This is a genomic window from Paenibacillus sp. SRL342 (assembly GCF_984798905.1).
The window spans coordinates 4,947,201-4,964,151 of the sequence record NZ_OZ481790.1 but is presented as its reverse complement, the minus strand read 5'-3'; the positions used below and the strand labels follow the sequence as shown (position 1 = coordinate 4,964,151).

The 16,951-nt window shown below is 47.0% G+C and carries 14 protein-coding genes and 1 other RNA gene; 13 read left to right on the top strand and 2 right to left on the bottom strand.

What is annotated here, in order from left to right; genetic code table 11:
* The first annotated feature begins 46 nt into the window (after positions 1 to 46).
* The 10 genes from AC4E8D_RS21890 to rnpB all read left to right on the top strand — a co-directional run bounded on the left by AC4E8D_RS21890 (position 47) and on the right by rnpB (position 10,613).
* Positions 47 to 187 carry a YqzL family protein gene (locus AC4E8D_RS21890; protein ID WP_091013993.1) on the top strand — a complete coding sequence of 47 codons (141 nt, stop codon included), beginning with the start codon at positions 47 to 49 and terminating at the stop codon, positions 185 to 187.
* Positions 188 to 220: 33 nt separating this feature from the next.
* Complete coding sequence (gene recO, locus AC4E8D_RS21885) at positions 221 to 973, top strand: DNA repair protein RecO (RefSeq protein WP_047843778.1); 753 nt, start codon at positions 221 to 223, stop codon at positions 971 to 973.
* A gap of 410 nt (positions 974 to 1,383) precedes the next feature.
* Complete coding sequence (gene glyQ, locus AC4E8D_RS21880) at positions 1,384 to 2,271, top strand: glycine--tRNA ligase subunit alpha (RefSeq protein ID WP_145323243.1); 888 nt, start codon at positions 1,384 to 1,386, stop codon at positions 2,269 to 2,271.
* Complete coding sequence (gene glyS, locus AC4E8D_RS21875; protein WP_221821989.1) at positions 2,264 to 4,339, top strand: glycine--tRNA ligase subunit beta; 2,076 nt, start codon at positions 2,264 to 2,266, stop codon at positions 4,337 to 4,339. Before glyQ ends, glyS begins: the two co-directional genes overlap by 8 nt.
* A 229-nt stretch (positions 4,340 to 4,568) precedes the next feature.
* Positions 4,569 to 5,036, top strand: coding sequence for a YaiI/YqxD family protein (locus tag AC4E8D_RS21870; RefSeq protein ID WP_017687254.1), 468 nt, complete (start codon positions 4,569 to 4,571; stop codon positions 5,034 to 5,036).
* Between the two features lie 47 nt (positions 5,037 to 5,083).
* Positions 5,084 to 6,904: a DNA primase gene (gene dnaG, locus AC4E8D_RS21865; RefSeq protein WP_221821991.1), complete on the top strand. Its 1,821-nt coding sequence runs from the start codon at positions 5,084 to 5,086 to the stop codon at positions 6,902 to 6,904.
* A gap of 43 nt (positions 6,905 to 6,947) precedes the next feature.
* Positions 6,948 to 8,087, top strand: coding sequence for an RNA polymerase sigma factor RpoD (gene rpoD, locus AC4E8D_RS21860; protein ID WP_017687256.1), 1,140 nt, complete (start codon positions 6,948 to 6,950; stop codon positions 8,085 to 8,087).
* 184 nt (positions 8,088 to 8,271) lie between these two features.
* Positions 8,272 to 9,030, top strand: a complete 759-nt coding sequence (locus AC4E8D_RS21855; RefSeq protein ID WP_133385556.1) for a tRNA (adenine(22)-N(1))-methyltransferase — start codon at positions 8,272 to 8,274, stop codon at positions 9,028 to 9,030.
* Entirely contained in the window at positions 9,006 to 10,121 is a 1,116-nt protein-coding gene (locus AC4E8D_RS21850; protein ID WP_221821993.1) for a Nif3-like dinuclear metal center hexameric protein, read from the top strand. Before AC4E8D_RS21855 ends, AC4E8D_RS21850 begins: the two co-directional genes overlap by 25 nt.
* Positions 10,122 to 10,203: 82 nt before the next feature.
* Positions 10,204 to 10,613: RNase P RNA component class A (gene rnpB / locus AC4E8D_RS21845), an RNA gene on the top strand.
* A gap of 255 nt (positions 10,614 to 10,868) precedes the next feature.
* Here rnpB and AC4E8D_RS21840 read toward each other — a convergent pair.
* Positions 10,869 to 12,098 (bottom strand): aminotransferase-like domain-containing protein, encoded by a 1,230-nt coding sequence (locus AC4E8D_RS21840; protein WP_221821996.1) that lies wholly within the window; start codon positions 12,096 to 12,098, stop codon positions 10,869 to 10,871.
* 107 nt (positions 12,099 to 12,205) lie between these two features.
* Here AC4E8D_RS21840 and pdxR point away from each other — a divergent pair, with 107 nt between their 5' ends.
* Together pdxR and AC4E8D_RS21830 are read left to right on the top strand one after the other, a co-directional pair.
* A complete protein-coding gene (pdxR, locus tag AC4E8D_RS21835; protein WP_221821997.1) occupies positions 12,206 to 13,726 on the top strand; it encodes a MocR-like pyridoxine biosynthesis transcription factor PdxR in 1,521 nt (506 codons plus the stop codon).
* Between the two features lie 86 nt (positions 13,727 to 13,812).
* Positions 13,813 to 14,070: a hypothetical protein gene (locus AC4E8D_RS21830; protein WP_076211601.1), complete on the top strand. Its 258-nt coding sequence runs from the start codon at positions 13,813 to 13,815 to the stop codon at positions 14,068 to 14,070.
* A 100-nt stretch (positions 14,071 to 14,170) separates the two neighbouring features.
* Here AC4E8D_RS21830 and AC4E8D_RS21825 read toward each other — a convergent pair whose 3' ends face one another.
* Positions 14,171 to 16,045 carry a S8 family peptidase gene (locus tag AC4E8D_RS21825; RefSeq protein ID WP_221821999.1) on the bottom strand — a complete coding sequence of 625 codons (1,875 nt, stop codon included), beginning with the start codon at positions 16,043 to 16,045 and terminating at the stop codon, positions 14,171 to 14,173.
* 283 nt (positions 16,046 to 16,328) lie between these two features.
* On the opposite strand from AC4E8D_RS21825, the gene AC4E8D_RS21820 reads away from it, so the two are divergent.
* Positions 16,329 to 16,835 carry a YpuI family protein gene (locus AC4E8D_RS21820; protein WP_017687263.1) on the top strand — a complete coding sequence of 169 codons (507 nt, stop codon included), beginning with the start codon at positions 16,329 to 16,331 and terminating at the stop codon, positions 16,833 to 16,835.
* Positions 16,836 to 16,951 lie beyond the last annotated feature (116 nt).

Here is a 16,951-nt window from a genome sequence, read left to right as displayed (position 1 = left end):
ATTTGGTAGATGCAGACGTCATTTCCGAAGAGAGGATGAAATTCCGATGCGAGATTTTTCGTGGAAGGTTTTTGCGATGACGGGGGATGTGGAGTCCTATTTGTTATATACCGAGGCGTGTAACTCGTTAGGACAGGAGTCGGATCATGCAAGGGAAGTGATTGAAGATGAAGAAGCCGAAGGATAATTGGCTGATTCGGGAATGGTTAGGTGACGAGGCATGCTATACAGGGTGGAAGGGATTGTCATCCGCAGCATGGACTACGGCGAAGGGAACAAAATCATTACGCTTTGCACCGAAAGCGGCGGGAAAGTAGGGGTACTCGTCCGCGGTGCCAAAAAGCCCAAGAGCCGACATGCTGCACTGGTGCAGCCGTTTACGTATGGTCAATATGTATATTTTCGCAATACAGGTCTAGGCACACTGAACGCTGGAGAAATTGTTGAATCCTATCATGAGTTGCGTGAAGATCTGGTCAAGGCCTCTTATGCTTCTTATGCGTGTGAACTATTGGATCGGGTGCTTCAGGATGAAGAGACAGGTACATTTTGGTTCAAACAGTTGAAGGCGTGTTTGCAGGCGTTGAAGGAAGAGAAAGATCCGGTTGTTATTACAAGTCTGTACGAAATGAAAATATTACAGGCATCCGGATATGGCCCACAGTTCGATGAGTGCATCTCCTGCAATCAGGAGCGACCAGATGAGCAGTTGTTTATAAGTCCCAGACTTGGTGGCGTCTTGTGTCGAGCATGCAAACATTTCGATCCTCCAGCGATGTCAGTTAGTCCAAAGGCTCTGAAGTTGTTGCGTTTGTTCGCACAGTTGGATCTGCAACGCTTGGGGAATATATCAGTGAGTGAGTCTACCCGTGATGAGATCAAAAAGTTGATGCGTGCTTTTATGGATCATCAGCTCGGTCTGAATCTTAAATCCCGTTCTTTCCTCGATCAGATGGAGAAGTACGGGATTTGAGGCGTTTTGGTGGAAGTGAAACTATATCTTGACTTCATACTAGATTTTATATATTATGAAATATAATTTCTCTTTATGAGACATGCATTGAACGAGAAAGTAAAGGACTGGATTTATTGCATTTATGGAGACAAGTCGTTGTATAACACTTGAGAATCATGAATGAGCGAGCCGGGGATGGTGGGAGCCTGGCTGAATCGGTCTTTGAAACGGCACTCGGGAGCATGAATGGACACGGAAAAGTGGGCTGGAACGAACAGGATCATCCTGTTTGATCTAAGCCAAGTAGGGTGGAACCGCGGGAATAGCTCTCGTCCCTACGTCTGTACAACAGGCGTAGGACGGGGGCTATTTATTGTTGTCTTCACCGTCCTAAGCTTGCTAACAAACCATTGAAAAGGAGCATGATTATGAATTTTCAGCAGATGATTCTAACGCTGCAACAATTCTGGGCCGAGCATAACTGTATTATTGTCCAGCCATACGATACGGAAAAAGGGGCAGGTACGATGAACCCGATGACCTTTTTGCGTTCGCTTGGACCCGAACCTTGGAAAGTAGCTTATGTGGAGCCTTCCCGTCGTCCTTCGGACGGACGTTATGGTGAGAACCCTAACCGGCTGTACCAGCATCATCAGTTCCAAGTAATCATCAAGCCTTCACCGGACAATATTCAGGAAATTTACCTGGAAAGTCTGAAACGTCTGGGCATTGATCCGCTCAAACATGATATTCGGTTTGTTGAAGATAACTGGGAGAATCCTTCCCTTGGTTGTGCAGGTCTTGGTTGGGAAGTATGGTTGGACGGAATGGAAATTACACAATTTACGTATTTCCAACAGGTTGGTGGAATCGAGACAAATCCGGTAGCTGTTGAAATTACGTATGGTATGGAGCGTTTGGCTTCTTACATTCAGGAAAAAGAGAATGTGTTTGATCTGGAATGGGTGGAAGGTATCACTTATGGTGATGTATTCCGTCAGCCAGAATTCGAACACTCCAAATATACGTTTGAAGTATCTGATGTCAAAATGCTGTTTACACTCTTCAACATGCATGAAGAAGAAGCAAACAAGGCCATGGCGCAGCATCTGGTATTCCCTGCATACGACTATGTGCTGAAATGTTCCCACACGTTCAACCTGTTGGATGCACGTGGGGCCATCAGTGTAACGGAACGTACGGGTTACATCACACGTGTCCGTAATCTGGCTCGCCAAGTCGCTGCAACATATATGGAAGAGCGTGAGAAGCTAGGCTTCCCGCTGATCAAGAAAGGGGGAGCCGAGCATGTCTAAGGATCTGTTGTTTGAAATCGGGTTGGAAGAAGTACCTGCACGCTTTATGCGCGCAGCAATCGCACAGCTGCAAGAACGTGTCTTGAAATGGCTTGACGCATCCCGCATTGCTTATGGTGAAGTGAACGCGTATGCCACACCGCGCCGTCTGGCTGTTTTGATTCAAAATGTGGCTGAGAAGCAGGAAGATATTGAGGAAGAAGTGAAAGGTCCTTCACGCAAAATTGCACTGGACGACAGTGGCAATTGGAGTAAGGCTGCACTCGGATTCGCCCGCAGTCAAGGTGTTGAACCCGACCAGTTCACGTTCAAGGAACTGAACGGTGTCGAATATATCTATGCAACAAAGAGCAGCAAAGGTGTAGAGACGGCTTCTGTGGTTGGCGAAGGATTACTTTCTGTATTACATGCCATGACGTTCCCGAAATTCATGCGTTGGGCTTCCTATGATTTCAAATTTGTACGTCCAATCCGCTGGATTGTGGCTATGCTCGGCAGTGAAGTTATCGATCTGGAAGTGACAGGTGTTAAGTCGGGTAATGTAACTCGCGGACATCGTTTCCTCGGTAAGGAGGCCGTGATCTCCAATCCGTCTTCATACGTGGAAGTGTTGCGTGCAGAACATGTCATTGTTGATATCGAGGAACGTGAACAGATGATTGTATCCCAGATTCAGGCACTGGCTGCTGAGAAAAAATGGGATATCGCGATTAAGGAAGACTTGCTGGAGGAAGTTCTGTTCCTGGTGGAAACACCTACCGTATTGTTCGGAACATTTGACTCCTCATTCTTGAATATTCCACAAGAAGTATTGATTACTTCCATGCGTGAGCATCAGCGTTATTTCCCTGTACTGGACAATGAAGGACAATTGTTGCCATTCTTCGTGACGGTACGTAACGGTGGAAGTGATTCACTGGACGTTATTGCTAAGGGAAATGAAAAAGTTCTGCGTGCACGTCTGTCTGATGCCAAGTTCTTCTATGAGGAAGATCAGAAGCTACAGATTAAGGATGCATTATCGAAGCTGGAAAGTATCGTCTTCCAGGAAGAATTGGGAACGGTTGGAGATAAAGTGCGCCGTATTCGCAAGATTGCCGATGGGCTTGCTGCCAAACTGCAAGTATCCGGTGATGTTGCTGAATCCGTTAGCCGCTCAGCAGATATTTGCAAATTCGATCTGGTGACACTGATGGTGGGAGAATTCCCGGAACTGCAAGGTGTGATGGGTGAGGATTACGCTCGTAAAGCTGGCGAAAAAGAAGAAGTGGCCAAAGCGGTATTCGAACACTATCAGCCACGTTTCGCTGGAGATCAATCCCCTGCTTCTCTTGTTGGTGCCATTGTGAGTGCTGCGGACAAAATGGATACAATCGTGGGTTGTTTCTCAATCAACATTATTCCAACCGGTTCCCAGGATCCGTACGCACTGCGCCGTCAGGCTGCAGGTATTGTACAGATTTTGCTGGATCACAAGCTTCCGCTGACATTGTCAGACGTGTTCGGAGTAGCACTTCAAGTACATGCCCAGATGAACCTGTTGAAACGTGCAGATGAAGAGGTTCGTAAAGATCTGCAAGACTTCTTTGGTCTTCGTGTGAAAAAATTGTTGTCCGAAACCGTTCGCTACGACGTAGTGGATGCCGTAATTTCTTCCGGATTCGATGATATCAGCGCTGTGGTACCAAAAGGTGAAGCGTTGATGGCGGCTGTTCTGACAGGAGACACATTCAAAACAACGGTTGAATCGTTCAACCGTGTGGGTAATCTGGCTGCCAAAGCATCCAATGCTTCCGTACATCCAGAACTGTTCACGGAAGATGGAGAACGTCAGCTCCATGAGGCATGGAGCAAAACGAATGCAGAATATCGTCAGGCGTTGACTCAGCATGATGCTGCTGAAGCACTGGCTATTGCATCTGCCTGGAAGGATGGTATTACCTCATTCTTCGATTCGGTCATGGTTATGGCCGAAGATGAAGCTGTTCGGGCGAATCGACTTGCCCTGCTCGCGGCTATTGATCGTGACTTAAAAGGATTTGCTGATTTTTCCAAGTTGGTTTGGTAATTGGGCGTATTTCATGAGTCCTTTTCCACAGACTTGGCGCAAAGCTAAAATTCAGTATTAAAGAAGGATATATGAGGGTATAAATATACGGAACGGGTTGTGAAATGTATTTTTTACAACCGCTCCGTATTTTAGCCTTTGATTTCCCTTGTTGTGCCAGAAGGATTTTGCCTGGCCGGGGTCGTATATAACAATATGCAGCTATTTTATGAAACCGGGTGGTCTGGGTTTGAGTGAGTTAAATATACGTCACATTGTTGTGGATGGTGATGCTTGCCCGGTCAAAACCGAGATTGCGCAAACCGCTCGCCTTTTCAACATCCCCGTACTGTTAGTCTCTTCATTTGATCATTTGCTTCAAGGAGGAGAAGGGGTACGAACCGTGCAAGTGGATCGCAGTGATCAGAGCGCAGACCTGTATATTGCTAATCATATTAAGCCATATGATGTGGTTATCACTCAGGACTATGGACTTGCGGCACTTGCGCTCGGCAAACGTTGTTATGTTTTGTCCTTTCGTGGTCGTGAATTCAACGATCGTGACATTGATTTCATGTTGGATTCTCGTCATACTGCGGCAAAAGCACGAAAAAGAGGCCATTACGGGAAAGGCCCAAAGCCTTTCACAGAGCAGGATCGAGAAATGTTTCAACATAAACTGACAAAACTTTTAAAAGATTTGCAGGAGAATGTGTAAGTTTATCGAATTATATTTACGTGTTGAAGAGATGAAGGTGGCCAGAGATGAGTACCGGACAAGGCGGTATACCCGAAAGTATTATTGAATCGGTGTTACAGCAGAATGATATTGTCGATACGGTGAGCCGATTTGTGCATCTGACCAAACAGGGGAAGTATATGAAGGGCCTCTGTCCTTTTCATTCCGAGAAGACGCCTTCGTTCACCGTTACACCTGAGAAACAAATTTTCTACTGCTACGGTTGCGGCACGGGTGGAAATGCCATCAAATTCAGGATGGAAATCGAAGGGTTATCCTTTCCCGAGGCTGTCAAAACGATGGCGGAAGAAAGTCACATCTCCATGGGGGACTGGCAAGGGCGTGAATCTGCTCATGTTAATCCGGAGACTGAACGTCTGTTGGAGGCTTATGAGCTTACCGCGAAGCTGTATCATTTTTTGTTGAAAAATACAGAGCACGGCAAGTCAGCTATGGAGTATTTACGCTCAAGAGGTTTTGGCGACAAATTGATCGACCAGTTCCAGATTGGTTTCGCACCAAATCGTTGGGACACACTGGTACAATTTCTCGAGAAACGTAACTATCCGCTCGAAGAGATGGAAAAGGGTGGACTTCTGTCACCGCGAAATGAAGGTCAGGGATATGTGGACCGATTCCGAGACCGGATTATGTTCCCGATTAATGGCAGGAGCGGTAAGCCAATTGCATTTGCAGGACGCATATTGGGAGATGGGCAACCGAAGTATCTAAATTCACCGGAAACCCGGTTATTTAACAAAAGCCGTGTTCTCTATAATCTGCATCATGCCAAAAATGCAATTCGCAAACAAAGACAAGCCATTTTGTTCGAGGGATATGGTGATGTCATCTCCGCATGGGATCAGGATATCCAGAATGGTGTAGCGGCAATGGGTACTGCGTTAACCGAGAATCAGGCACTGATGCTTAAAGGCATGTGCGACGAAGTCATCATATGTTATGACGGCGACAGAGCAGGACAGGCTGCTGCACTCAAAAATTTCCCTATTCTTGAGGAAGCTGGATTGCAGGTCAAAGTGGCTCTGATTCCCGAGGGACTTGACCCGGATGATTTTATCCGGAAGCATGGTGGTGAACGGTTCCGAAACCAGATTGTGGACGGTGCCGTGACAACTACAAAATTTAAACTTATAAACTTAAAAAAAAGCCATATACTGCTAGAGGGTGGCGGACAAATCGCCTATTCGAAAGAAGCAGTAAAATTGATTGCACCCTTACCTTCTCCAACAGAGAGGGAAGTGTATCTCCGTGAACTGGCTGCAGAAGTGGACGTATCCTTCGAAACATTGAAGCAGGAGTGTAATGAAGAACGGGAGGCAATGAAAAATAACCTCCAGTACGGGGATAATAACCCGAAAAGGTGGAATAATGGTAGGCAACAAAATAGGCAGGTGCCTACACCGAATCTGTTGCCGGCTTATCACGCTGCCGAACGCAAACTGATTGCCTGGATGTTGCAGGATGATGAGGCTGCCCAGTACGTGAATGAGCATCTTGGTGAAGCTTTTAACTTGGAGGATCATGCAGCTATTGCTGCTTATCTATATGCCTACTATGCGCAAGGCAAACCGTCGGATACAAGCCGTTTTATGTCTTCACTGCATGACGATCGCCTGGAAAAAACGGTCAGTTCAATCTCGATGATGGATGGTCCAGGTGAATGGAGTATTCAAATGCTCGATGATTGCATCAGGGAAGTGCTGAAGCATCCGCGTAAGAAAGAGTACGATTTGAAAAAAGAAGAAATGATTGCTGCAGAGCGGGCAGGTGATTCTGTACGCGCGGCACAGATTGCAATTGAAATGATTGCCCTAGAGAGACAGTGAACGTCTGATGATTAGATGTTTCTAGGGAGGAGGGAGTCGAGTTATGGCGAATGATCAGCATACTGAACTAGAAACAGAATTGACACTGGATCAGGTTAAAGATCAATTGATTGAATCAGGTAAAAAAAGAGCTTCGCTGAATTACAAGGAAATTATAGAGAAACTCTCTCCTTTTGAGCAGGATGCAGAGCAAATGGATGAGTTCTATGAGCAACTGAGCGATCTGGGTATCGATGTAGTGAATGAAAATAATGAAGAGGTTACACTTCGTCCTAGTGAAGATTCCGAGAACAACACCAGAGAGGGAGAGGACGAATTCCACTTTGATGATGATCTGAGCTTGCCGCCAGGTATCAAAATCAATGACCCTGTCCGTATGTACCTCAAGGAAATTGGTCGTGTGCCACTGTTGTCGGCAGATGATGAAGTGCAACTGGCTAAACGGATTGAGAACGGGGATGAAGAAGCCAAGCGTCGTTTGGCTGAAGCGAACCTTCGACTTGTAGTCAGTATCGCCAAGCGTTACGTTGGACGTGGAATGTTGTTCCTTGATTTGATTCAGGAAGGTAATATGGGTCTGATCAAAGCGGTTGAGAAGTTCGACCACAAAAAAGGATACAAGTTCAGTACGTATGCTACATGGTGGATTCGCCAAGCGATCACTCGTGCTATTGCTGACCAGGCGCGTACCATTCGTATCCCTGTGCACATGGTGGAGACGATTAATAAGCTGATCCGGGTATCCCGTCAGCTGTTGCAGGAACTTGGGCGTGAACCGACACCAGAAGAAATCGCTGCTGAGATGGATCTGAGTGTAGAGAAAGTTCGTGAAATTACGAAGATTGCACAGGAACCGGTTTCTCTGGAAACCCCGATTGGTGAGGAAGATGATTCCCATCTGGGTGACTTCATTGAGGATCAGGAAGCACTTGCTCCGGCGGATGCTGCTGCGTATGAGTTGCTGAAAGAACAGCTCGAAGATGTATTGGATACACTGACTGAACGTGAAGAGAACGTGCTTCGTCTACGTTTTGGTCTGGACGATGGACGGACGAGAACACTGGAGGAAGTCGGCAAGGTATTTGGTGTTACGCGTGAGCGTATTCGTCAGATCGAAGCCAAGGCTCTTCGTAAATTGCGTCACCCGAGTCGTAGTAAACGACTCAAGGATTTCCTCGAATAATCGAACTATGGGAGACTTTCCGCAAGACGCTTTAGCGGCGGCGGGGTCTCCTTTATTTTTAATTTAAACGTCTTGATTTCTTGGTTTTGGAAATTCATCCTTGAAATGTTTTATTGGATTTTATTTTATCGCTTTTCCTTGTTCAATGCAAATCAATAAATTAAATGAATGGTGTAGGTGCTTCATGAAACTTTCGAATCGATTACAGCGAATACATGATCAAATTCCCGATGGCAGCCGCATGGCTGATATCGGTTCAGACCACGCGTTGCTGCCAGTAGCCGCAATCCGCAGTGGGAAAGCTGCAAGTGCAGTAGCCGGGGAGGTCAATCCTGGACCTTATGATGCTGCATGCAAACAAGTCAGTGATGCTGGCCTAAAAGAAAAAATAACGGTACGCCGTGGAGACGGATTGGATGTAATCTCTGCAGGAGAAGTGGATGTCATCACCATTGCAGGCATGGGTGGTGCCCTGATTGCCTCTATTCTGGACCGAGGTTTATCCAAACTGGAAGGAGTCCAGTTACTTATTTTGCAACCAAATGTGGGAGAGGATATCCTCAGACGCTGGTTGTTGGAGCATCACTGGGTGGTTGTAGCAGAACAGTTGCTCGAAGAAGATGGCAAGATCTATGAGATTATAACGGCGATGCCACAATCCGTAAGCCCGATTGCCAATGTAGAGGTGTATCGTGCACGTCCGCTTCAAGGCGGGGCAGAATTAACGGAAGATTTGCTGCTGCGGATGGGGCCATATTTGGTGGATCGTCCAACGGATGTATTTTTTGCCAAATGGGAAAGTGAGATCATCAAACTGCAAGGGGTTGTAAACTCGATCTCCAAATCCGATCAGGATTCTTCCCGGGACAAGGCGGCTGAGGTAGAGCGTCTTATCGCAAACTTGAAGGAGGTTTTGGCATGTTTGCCAAAGGTCAAACTGTAATTCAACTGATGGAGCAACTCGCTCCCAAACATCTGGCTGTACCGGATGACCGCATTGGTCTGCAGCTCGGCAGTTTGCAAAAAGAAATCAGTCACGTGTTAGTAGCTTTGGATGTGACGGATGAAGTGGTGGACGAAGCGATTCGTATTGGTGCCAACCTGATTATCGCTCATCACGCGATCATTTTCCGCCCGGTTAAGTCACTGAGTACAGATACACCTATGGGTAAATTGTATGAAAAGCTGATTAAGCATGATATTGCTGTCTATATTAGTCATACAAACCTGGATGTGGCCGAGGGTGGTATGAATGACTGGATGGCCGAGGCACTTGGCATCGAGAGTAAAGAATCGTTGGAAGATGTACACACAGATCATCTGTACAAGCTGGCTGTCTTTGTGCCTCGTACCCATCATGAACAGGTTCTTCAGGCCATTCTGGAAGCCGGAGCGGGGAGTATCGGTCAATACAACAAGTGCAGCTTTAACACGCAAGGTACAGGAACATTTGTACCTGGTGAAGGGACTCAACCGTTTATCGGTACCCAAGGGCAGATGGAACGTGTGGAAGAAATGCGGATTGAGACCATCGTACCCCAAAGTCTGCGCAGTAAGGTCGTTCAGGCGATGCTAAAGGCTCATCCGTATGAGGAAGTCGCCTATGACCTCTATGCAATGGATTTAAAGGGCCGTACGCTTGGTTTGGGACGCTTGGGACCCCTTAGGGAACCTAAGACATTAGGTGAGCTGGTGGAGGTCGTGAAGACCCAATTCAATGTGCCTCATGTGCGTGTAGTTGGAGATCTGAACAAGCAGATCAAAAAAGCAGCGGTTCTTGGCGGCTCTGGCAGCCGTTATGCGCTCGCTGCCCGCTTCAAAGGTGCGGATGTTATTGTGACTGGAGATATCGATTACCACACGGCTCATGATGCGTTAATGGCAGGTATGTGTATCATTGACCCGGGACATAATTCCGAGAAGATTATGAAACCAAAAACAGCGGCCTGGCTTCGTTCCCGTTTGGAAGAGAAACGATATGATACGCAAGTTACGGCTTCTGAGGTAAATACGGAAGTATTCCAGTTTATCTAAAAAGACCGTTGCTATGTGGTTTCCAGTAATATTAAGCTTGTCTGGGAACCTAAATGCCTGTATACTATGTAATGTTGTTCGGAAAGTTTGACAGACAATCGCTGGTGGCCTTTGTTGCCACGAGAGGAAAGTCCGGGCTCCACAGGGCAGGATGCTGGATAACGTCCAGTCAGCGCGAGTTGAAGGATAGTGCCACAGAAATGGACCGCCGATGGCCGGATTTTCCGGCACAGGCAAGGATGGAACCGAGGTGTAAGAGACCCCGAGGAACGCTGGTGACTTCGTTCCTGGTAAACCCCATCTGGAGCAAGACCTAATGGGACACAGCCGCCTTTTCGGAGGAGGCAACCTTAGCCCGAGGTGTGTCTAGGTTGGTCGCTTGAGCTGTGCAGCAATGTATGGCCTAGATAGATGATTGTCGCTTCTGGTGGGAGGGTAGTTCCCGTATGAACCACGAAGAGCACAGAACCCGGCTTACGGTAAGCTTTCCTAACTGCAACAACAACATTATAGCAACACAATGTAGTCCACCTATCAGTCGAGGACAACTCGTATGAATCATCCGATGGCCTGACTGATCAGAAGGACCCATGAACATCTGAACAAACATAACTCCTGTTGATAACAGGTTCTATAAAATAAGGCGGCATACCCGAGATTCTCGGGCATGCCGCCTTATTTTTGTTTCTCATATCAAGTCATTAACCTTCATACGCTAGTGGACAGCAAAACGTTTATGACAGTTCATTACAGTGTAACAACACTGTCCGATGTCAAGGAAGCATGCCAGCGTTGGATGGCGCGATCCATTCTTTCCACCGCTTCCGGAAGAAGCTCAGGGTCCGTATGAGTAAAGTTGATTCGCATGCGGTTTAACTCTGGTGTACCTGCATAGAAGGAATCACCCGGGACAATGCACACTTTCTCCTGGATACCATATGTGAACAGATTGCTTGCCAGCATGCCTTCAGGCAGTTGCAGCCACAAGAACATGCCACCTTGTGGTGAATTCCACGAGATGCCTTCCCAGGCTTTGGCTGCCATGAGAGTCGTCAGTGTTTTCATGCGTTGTTCGTAATCCTCTGAAATATGGCGGATATGCGCATCCAGATCGAAAGATTCAAGCAGTGCATGAAGCGCTCTTTGGTCAATGCTGCTGGAGTGCAAGTCGGCACCTTGTTTGGCTCGTGCTGCCATTTTGACAATATCGGGAGCAGCCAGTATCCAGCCCGTACGAAGGCCAGGTGCTACCGTTTTGGAGAATGTACTGGTGTATATAACGTTGGAAGGGCCGTCATAGGATACTGCATCCAGTTCTGCGAGAGCAGGGACATCCAATTGCTCCGGATTGAACCGAATTTCACCATAGGGATCATCTTCCAGAATGAGTACACCATACTTGCGGCACAGATCCACAGCCTGCTGTCTTCTTTCTCGTGACCACACTTTTCCCGTAGGATTGGAGAACGTGGGATTAATGTAGACAAGTTTTGGACGATGCGACTGGAGCTGTTCCTCCAGAGATTCAGGCAACATGCCGTGATCATCACAGGCTACGCCGTGAGATTCAGCCTGATAGGAATGAATGACTTGCAGAGCAGCGAGGTAGGTTGGTGATTCAACCAATACGCGGTCACCTGGGTCAAGAAGGATGCGGCAAACCAAGTCAATGGATTGCTGTGAACCCGTAGTGAGAAGCATGTGATCGGGTGAAGCGGGAATGCCCTTGGATTCAAGACGTTCCGCAATTTTGGCGCGAAGAGGACGGTAACCTTCAGTCTCCGCATATTGAAGAGCGGCTGCTCCGCTCATAAATACTTTTTCATATGCAACGCGGATGGCTTCCAGCGGGAATGAAGTCTGGGCTGGTAATCCACCGGCTAGTGAGATCATTCCAGGTGCCTGAGCGGCCTGGAGCATGTCGCGAACGACAGAGGACGGGGTGTTTTGTGCCATTTTGGACCAAGGGATACTCATGTTATTCTCATCTCCTGTTATTCACTGTTATACTGATATTATAAACTATAATAGACGGACTACACTATAACAGTAAAATGAAGATCATAACAGTTGGGGGAGCACACATGCATATTGAATTAAAGCGGGGAAGCAGTACCAAATTGTACGTGCAGATTGCGCTAACGATTGCCGATCGCATCAGATCAGGACTCATTGAACCCGGAACCCGGCTTCCTTCTGTTCGTAAAATGACCGCGGATTTGGGTGTCAGCCTGGTTACTGTATCCAAAGCGTATGCTGAACTTGAAGCGATTCAATTGATCACCTGCTCCCAGGGGAAAGGTTGTTATGTGAGAGGTACATTGAACGTGGATCAGATGGAGGATGTGGACCGAGCGCAGCGAAACCATGCCAACAGTGAATCTAGTACGTCATGGAATTGGCAGATGGCACTGGTGGATTATTTACCGCGAGCCCAGCTCTGGAGACATTTTGATACGTCACCACAAGTACGGTATGAACTACATATGTCAGCGATTCAGCCTGAACTGTTGCCTACACGCGAGATTATCGACAGCGCCTACCGACTCTCCTCTGATCATACAGAGCGTATGGCAGCTTACGGATCTTTTCAGGGGGATCGGGAACTTAGACAGATCTTTGCCGAACATTTTGCCGAGCGTGGACTACAGGCTGCACCTGAACGCATGTTAATTACAAGTGGTGCTCAGCAGGGGATCGATCTTGTGGCACGAACTTTTGTCGGACCTGGGGATGTTGTGTACATGGAGGCACCAAGCTATACCGGAGCTATTGATGTATTTACGAGTAGAGGCGCGAAGATCATTACGGTCCCGATGGATGACGAAGGCATGCGTATTGATCTGTTGACCCGATTATGTGATACCTATCCGCCCAAACTGATCTATACGATCCCGACCTATCACAATCCAACAGGGATCACGATGAGTGCAAGAAGACGGGCACAGCTTCTTAATCTCGCGCAAAGCTACCACTGCCTTATTCTGGAGGATGACCCTTTTGCCGATCTTTATTTTCGTGAGCCTCCTCCGGCGTCGATTAAATCGATGGATGGGACAGGTCATGTCGTATATATCAAAAGCTTCAGCAAGGTGTTGTCTCCCGGTTGCCGTATAGCCTGCGCCATCGCAGACGGAAGTGTATTGACCCGGCTTGTGGCCGCGAAATCTACGGCGGATCTGGGGAGTCCGCTGCTTACACAAAAGGCGCTGCAATCTTTCATTCAGAATCAGTATGGTGCCTATGTATCCCGATTGAGGGATGAATTGTATTCTCGCTTGTGCGCAGCATCCGAAGTGCTGGAACAGCATGCTACTCCGGGTATGCAATGGCGCTTGCCAGAGGGAGGACTCAATCTGTGGCTCCAACTTCCGAGTAACCTGGATATGCGTGAGTTGCATCATCAGTCACTTGCTGCAGGGGTCTCTTTCCTCCCAGGTTCCGCCTGTTATGTAGGGGAGATGGATACACCAAGTCTGCGTATCTGTTTCACTGTAACAAACGTTGAGCTTTTGTGTGAAGGACTCCGTGTACTGTGCCAAGTCATTGACAGAGTAACACCTGGGCAGGGTGGGACAGTGGCTGACAGGCTACCGCTCATATAATTTTTCGGACTATGGACATACATCCAATCCACTTTCGATCTGCTGCAATAGGTTATAGTATCACCAGAAAGGGAGTTGGTTTTGAAATGAACCATTACTGTCCACCGCTTTGCCCGATTGTCTGTGACCCGATCCAGGTTGTTGAGGATTATTACATCCCACAAATCGTGCCTGTAATCCACCCGATTGAAGTGATCAAAAAACATCACTGTGTTCCGATTCATCACCACATGTATCCTGTTGTTGTCAAAGAAGAAGACCCTTGTTATGTATCCAGCCATAATCCGAAGAAAAAATCCGTAAAAAAATCAAGTAAAGCCCGCACATCTTCTCGCAAGCGCTAAGCGCAGCGGGTGCCCCGGGGAATTGGATATAAACCAAAAGAGCAGCGTACGCCCCGGGGCGCAGCTGCTTTTGTATTTTTACTGAGTAGAGTTATTGCGATTAGGGAGTATACTTTTTCATCGTATTATCCATTTGTTGTCTGACATGTTGCGGCCAGAACTGCAAAGGAGCGCTGTTGCCTGATGCGGCTTGCAGTGCCTTATAGACATCGATTTGGCCATAGCCGAAATACTTGTCGTGACCCGGATCACCGAGGTCAATAACACTTTGGCGCATCAAATCCATCACTTCCGTGTTGGTCAAGTCCGGGTTCAACGAACGGATCAAACCTGCAAGTGCGGCTACATGAGGGCTAGCCATGGACGTTCCAGACAAGGCCGCATACTGATTATTTGGATAGGTACTGGCGATACTGGACCCTGGAGCCATCACATCTACATAATCCCCATAGTTGGAATAGGAAGCTTTGCTCATATCCGGGTCCGTAGCAGATACGGCAAATACTTCCGGATAAGCAGCAGGGTATCCTGGACGCTCGGTATTATCGTTCCCTGTGGCTGCAATCAGGACGATATCCCGGTCAAAAGCGTATTTAATGGCATCATGAAGAAATTGTGCATCAGCATAATTGCCCAGACTCATATTGATAACTTTGGCTCCATGATCGGCTGCCCAGATGATGCCTTCGGCAACGGCATACGTGGTACCAGAACCCGAGTTGTCGAGTACTTTAACCGGTAGTACCTTGTTATACCAGCTCATGCCTGCCACGCCTTCATTATTGTTGACAGTAGCGCCGATAATGCCTGCGACATGTGTTCCATGTCCCACATCATCCATCGGTTGGCTTCCCGGCTCGACCACATTATAACCCTCAAGGAGCTTGCCCTTCAGGTCAGGATGATTCATATCAACCCCCGTGTCGACCACCGCAACGATGACATCTTTGTTTCCTTTGGTAATATTCCAACCTCTGTTTGTCTCAATCGCAGGCAGGTTCCACTGATAATCGGAGAACAAAATGTCATTGGGTATCGTTACATCTGTTTGTTCAGTTACAGTATCATTGGTTAAATACATATAGTGGGGCTCCATATAGAGTGGATTCCATTTGCTATCGAAATAACTATGCAATTGTTTGTAACTCATGTGTTCTGACCGAAAAACATACGTGTATCCCAGCTTGCGCGCAGATTGCGCTCTCAGATCAGATTTAATGATACGCATGTCCCGTTCACCGGGATCCTGGCGAAAACGGATGACGATTTCATTTTCATAAAAATGACTGGCATTGGCATTATCATGTCCGGTCTTCACTGTGATTTCGTTAAGCGTATCCGGGTGAACAGATTCAATTTTGAATTTACCCTCACGGGGATAAGGGATCATGCGCAGATTTTTGCGCTGATGTTGTTCAACAGCATTTAATACGTTCTGGCTGAACAAGGCAATGACAGCTCTTTTGCCATCTTTGGAGGGTTGCCCCATAACAAAATATTTTTCTTTTCCCAAAGGAAAAGAAGAGGATTCAAAACTTTGACGTTTGTTTACCGCTTTTTTGGCAAGATTGAGCGCATGTTGAAGTTTTTGTTGTTCCAACTTGCTTCCTTGTGTGGAGGCTTGATCAAAGGGTTTGTTAAAAGAGCCATTGGTATTCATGAGATGAATGGATCTGATATGTTCATGTGAACTTTGGAGATCATTCACATATCGGCTAACCTGCGCAGCATTCATTGTGGCGGTTTTCTCCAGCATGATACTGAGATGTTGCTTGGCATCCATACGGGTCAGAAGATCGGTTGCTTTGACATCCTGCACTTTCAGACGCTGCTTACTCGTGTGCTCTTCATGAGCAGAATCTGACAGGGCACGTGGCTTGGGTTCTTGACGATTTGATGTTGGAAGCAGAAGCGTCAGGGCGAGTGCTCCTGCACCAGCTGCAAGGGCCCAGTTAATCCATTTCGGTCTGGACATGGTGGATGGAACCTCCTTCGTTCATTTTGGACAATCATTAACAGTGCTTCATCGTTGTCACTGGTTATATCTATCGTTAGAAAAAGCGGATATTTTTATGCAGGCGAGTTCGAGTCTGACTGCGTATAATAGGCATGTTTAACGGCAGAAGCGGAAAGCATGATTAAGGGATACCGCTCGTCATCTTTTTATGGTAGGATTATAGCTGAGAATTCAAAGGTCAGGGGAAAACCACCGTTGGCCGACCTATATGTAAGGACTTATTTAAGGGGGAGCTACCTTTATGTCAGCAGCCAATGTACAGAAAACATGTGAGTCAACTAGGGAAAAGTTAAAACCGGCTATCGATCGGATTGAAAATTTTTTGAATGAGAATGCTTTGCCTGAACTGGATCAGAATCAGACGGAAGAATCAACAGCCTTCTACAAAGGATTTCTTTCAGATCTCCGTCATTTGCTCGTTTTTTCTGAAGTTTCTTACGAAAAACTTGGCGTTGTGCTGCGTCGTGCCAACTTTGATGTCGATTTTGCCGAAAAGGCTCTTTATAATACGTATCACCAATGCGTAAACAGCTTTTTCTATCCCAAAAATGAATGTTATTCTGAAGACGGAAGATACGCTTACACAGGACAAGATGCCATTCGTTTCCGTGACAAGCCAATCCGTGCAGTACGGGATGTCATTCTTGAGGTTTCCAAAACGTACGAAGAATTGCGCGATGATCTGGCATATTACGAAAGTGATTACCTGACTCAGCGCCGTATGCAAAATCAACGGAATCACGCCTAATGAACGTTTAAACCTGAATATGAAATTGGACGAAACCGCCCTTGTGGCGGTTTTTTTGTGTTTTCAGTAAGGATCAGACGAGGTTGATCATGTCATCATCTGGCATTTTGACGGGG